Raw genomic sequence first — 4,089 nt, 5'->3', positions numbered from 1 at the left:
CCATCCCGCTGGAGCAGGGCTTTATGTATCTGACGGCGGTGATCGACTGGTTCAGCCGTTACGTGCTCTGCTGGCGGCTGTCGAACACGCTCGACGGCCGGTTCTGCCTGGAGGCGTTGAGGGAGGCCCTGAGCGGCGGCCAGCCCGCGATCTTCAACACCGATCAGTGGGTCCAGTTCACGGCGAAGGCGTTCACGGGTCGTCTGGAGGAGCACGGGGTGGCGGTGAGCATGGATGGCTGGGGTCGTGCCCTGGACGACGTGTTCATCGAGCGGCTGTGGCGGTCGCTGAAGAAGGAGCCGACGACGACCTCCTATCGATGAAGGCGTTGTCGGATCGGATACAATCGAGGTGACCGCGTGTCCGTGGGCCTTGCTCGACCTGGCCCGTCTCTGTCAGGAGTTTCACGCCCGCGCCAGAGGAGCCGCACCATGTCCGACCGACTCGTCCCCGCACCCCCCCGCGCCTGAACCCGCCTCCATCGACCGAACCGCGGTGGCAGGACCTGCCGACCAGCCGTCAGGAGGAACTGCTCCGGCGGCTCGGCCGGATGCTCGCCGAGCGACTCGCCGAACCCGACGCACCGGCGGAGGGGACGCATGAGCCGCACTGACGCCACTTCGCCGTTCGCCCACAAGATCCGCCCACGGCACTGCGATCGCCTCGCCGTCGTCTACGTCCGCCAGTCCACCCCGCAGCAGGTCGTCGGCAACCGCGAATCGACCGACTTGCAGTACCAACTCCGACGACGGGCCGTCGCCCTGGGTTGGGCCGACGACCGCGTCGTGGTGATCGACGACGACCAGGGGATCAGCGGCACGTCCGTCGAGAACCGGCCGGGGTTCCAGCGGTTGCTGGCCGAGGTGTCGCTCGGGCACGTCGGCGTCGTGTTCGGCCGCGAGATGAGCCGGCTGTCGCGGTCGTGCAAGGATTGGTATCAGCTGCTGGAGCTGTGCGGCCTGTTCCAGGTCCTGCTCGCCGACGCCGACGGCGTGTACGACCCGACCGACCCCAACGATCGGATGTTGCTGGGGCTGCGCGGCATGATGAGCGAGGCAGAGGTTCATGTCCTGAAGACGCGGATGCACCAGGGCAAGTTGAACAAGGCCCGGCGGGGCGAGCTGTTCACCTGCGTGCCGGTCGGGTACGTGCGTCCGCCCGAGGGCGGGATCGCCATGGACCCGGACGAGCAGGTGCGATCGGTGGTGTCGCTGGTGTTCGCCAAGTTCGCCGAGCTCGGCTCGCTGACGAAGGCGCACGCCTACTTCGCGGCCAACGACATCCAGCTCGGGTCCCGGGTGTACAAGGGGCCGGGCAAGGGGCGCCTGCAGTGGCGGCGGCCTCGACGCAGCGCCTTGTACGAGATGCTCCGGCACCCGATCTATGCCGGGGCCTACGCCTATGGCCGCTCCCCCTTCGACCCGGCCCGACGGGTCGCGGGCAAGCCGAAGTCGGGCCGCTGGAACGCCCCGCCCGAGCAATGGGTCTGCCTGCTCCGGGACGCCGTCCCCGCATACATCTCGTGGGAACAGTACGAGGCGAATCGGCGGCGGCTGGCCGAGAACGACCGCGGGCCCGGATCGAAGAAGGTGACGGGCCGGGCGCCGACCCTGCTGAACGGGATCGTCCGGTGCGGTCGATGCGGCAGGCCGATGGGGGCACGCAACGCGCGAGCCTCGGCGAACCCGCGGTACGCCTGCGATTGGGAGGCCCGGGAGTACGGCGGGCCGCAGTGTCAGAGTCTGGTGGCCTCCTACCCGGACCGGCTGATCGAGACGCTGGTGCTCAAGGCGGTCGAGCCGGCTTCGCTGGAGTTGAGCCTCCGGGCCGCCGAGCGAGTCGAGCAGGATCGAGAACGTCTGCATACGCTCTGGAGGCAACGGCTGGAACGTGCCGAGTACGAGGCGGACCGGGCGCGGCGGCAATACGACGCGGTCGATCCGGAGAACCGCCTGGTGGCCCGGGAGTTGGAGCGGCAGTGGGAGCGGAAGCTGGCCGAGCGACGGAGGCTGATGGAGGACCACGACCGGTTCCAGGCCGAACAGCCGCGACGCCTGAGCGCGTCCGATCGGGAGCGGATTACGGCGTTGGCGGCCGACCTGCCCGGGCTCTGGCACAGCCCGACGACGACCGGAGGCGACCGGCGAGCGATCGTTCGCCTGCTGATCGAACGCGTGGAACTGACCCGCAACGGTGAATCAGAGCGGATCGACGTGGCGATCCACTGGCGAGGCGGGGCGGTCACGCGACACGAGATTCGCCAGGGGCTGCGGACCTATCGGTCTCTCGGCGGGCTGGCGCAGCTCCGGGAGAGAATCCTGGAACTGCGGGGCGACGGGCGGACCGCGGATGCGATCGCCGAGGCGCTCAACCGCGAGGGATATCAGGCGGCCCGGGGCGATCGGTTCACGGGCAACGGGGTCCGTCAATTCTTGGCGCGGTTCGGGCGGAAGGGCGTCCCGGCCGGCGTCCGTGACGCGAGCGACCTTCCGGGGCCTGGCGAGTGGTGGTTGCCGGCGCTGGCGGCGGAACTCGGGGTGAAGCCGATCGTGGTCCACCGGTGGCGGTGGTCGGGATGGCTACACACGCGGCAGCTGCGAGGCGAGAATGGCCGTTGGATCGTGTGGGCCGACGCCGCGGAGGTCGGGCGACTCCGCCGGCTGCGAGCGTTCGAGATCGAGTGCCGCGGCCGACGGACGCCCCCATCCGAGTTGACCAGCCGACCGAGTCGACCAGGCGAGCCGGGCCGAACAACGAGTTCGCAGAGTGGAGGGGAATGATGCCTCGTTCAAATACGAGGAGGTGTACATCAAGTCGTATCAGGACGCGAAAGAACTCGAAGGCGGCCTTGAGGGGTGGTTTGCGTTCTACAACCACGAACGCCCGCACCAGATCCTGGCCTACCGAACCCCCGCCGAGGTCTACCACGATGCCCGGCCGATCAGGCCATGAGCGGGAATGCCTGGCCAGAGCATATCGTCAAATCCGGCCCGAGTGGTCTGGACAATGGGGGCCACTTCACATCTCGTGACGAAGGTAATTCGCGGTTAGGCGATGTTTGTGGCATGAGTAGAAGGAATCCAATGCCAGTCGAGGCAAAAGTCAGTGTTGTCATACCCGCGTGGATTCATGGTTCCTTCGATATGCTCCGGGACTCGATCACATCGGTTCTGTCGCAGCGGTTCCGGGATTTCCACCTGATCGTTGTCGACGATGGTTCCCCTGTCCCGGTGGAACTCGATCGACTCGGCATTCGTGATCCCAGGGTGCGCTGTCTCCGTCAGGCGAATGGTGGACCCTCCATAGCGAGGAATCGTGGGATCCTTCATTCGGTTTCAGAGTATGTCGCCTTCCTTGATGCCGACGACCTCTGGCATCCGGATAAGCTGGGACTCCAGGTCACCTACATGGATGCCCATCCCGAGGCCATTCTCTGCTACACCGATTATTCTCGGGGCGAGTCCCCGGCGTCTGCCCGATCACGTCTTGCTTACTATCGTCCCCGCCAACCCGGTGATGAATTTCATGATCTACTGCGCGAGAATTTCGTGCTCACATCATCGGTTTTGGTACGAAGGTCAGCCCTTTCCCAATCAGGACTCTTCGATCCGAGTCTGAAAGGGCCCGAAGACATCGATCTGTGGCTCCGGCTTGCCCGCATCGGTAGATTCGGATTCGTGGACGAGATTCTTGTTCATAAGATAGATCATGGGAATAACCTCTCGTCTTCTCCCGAATTCCTGAGAAACTCCATTGTGATGATCGATCGTTGGCTTCAAGTTGTCGGGGACGGTGATATTGCTCATGATTTACTATTGAGAAAAAAGCGTGATCGCGTCTACAGCCTGGCTTATTTGTGTAAGCGTAACGGGTGGTTGTCCGAGGCCCGGCAAAACTACATTGCGTGCGCGCGTCTCGGTCTCCGGCCCTTAAAGAATTATCTCGCAGCTGGTATGCTATCGCTTCCCAAGAGGGTTGTTAAACGCTTGCTGTTGCATTGAAGATTATTATTCCGGATGAATGATCGCTGGGCATGGTGAAACCAAATCGAGGTAGGATGGAAGGATGAGCCTCGTGGGGCCCCTTGTT

General features: G+C 64.6%; 2 protein-coding genes and 2 pseudogenes. All 4 read left to right on the top strand.

Annotation, left to right across the window (positions count from 1 at the left end):
• A pseudogene (locus tag GA615_RS27120) lies at positions 1 to 299 on the top strand (transposase); the annotation flags it as partial.
• Positions 300 to 599: 300 nt separating this feature from the next.
• Positions 600 to 2,780 carry a recombinase family protein gene (locus GA615_RS27115; protein ID WP_152054480.1) on the top strand — a complete coding sequence of 727 codons (2,181 nt, stop codon included), beginning with the start codon at positions 600 to 602 and terminating at the stop codon, positions 2,778 to 2,780.
• A gap of 10 nt (positions 2,781 to 2,790) precedes the next feature.
• Positions 2,791 to 2,925 (top strand): annotated as a pseudogene (locus GA615_RS27110) (integrase core domain-containing protein); the annotation flags it as partial.
• Between the two features lie 23 nt (positions 2,926 to 2,948).
• Entirely contained in the window at positions 2,949 to 4,001 is a 1,053-nt protein-coding gene (locus tag GA615_RS27105; protein ID WP_152054478.1) for a glycosyltransferase family 2 protein, read from the top strand.
• Positions 4,002 to 4,089 lie beyond the last annotated feature (88 nt).

Source organism: Tautonia marina, from assembly GCF_009177065.1.
Taxonomy (GTDB): Bacteria; Planctomycetota; Planctomycetia; order Isosphaerales; family Isosphaeraceae; genus Tautonia; species Tautonia marina.
This window is presented reverse-complemented; position numbering and strand designations above follow the sequence as displayed.

Bases quoted from the DNA above. Each gene is read 5' to 3' on its own strand.
- GA615_RS27115 (WP_152054480.1), top strand. From the start codon at position 600: ATGAGCCGCACTGACGCCACTTCGCCGTTCGCCCACAAGATCCGCCCA.
- GA615_RS27105 (WP_152054478.1), top strand. From the start codon at position 2,949: ATGAGCGGGAATGCCTGGCCAGAGCATATCGTCAAATCCGGCCCGAGT.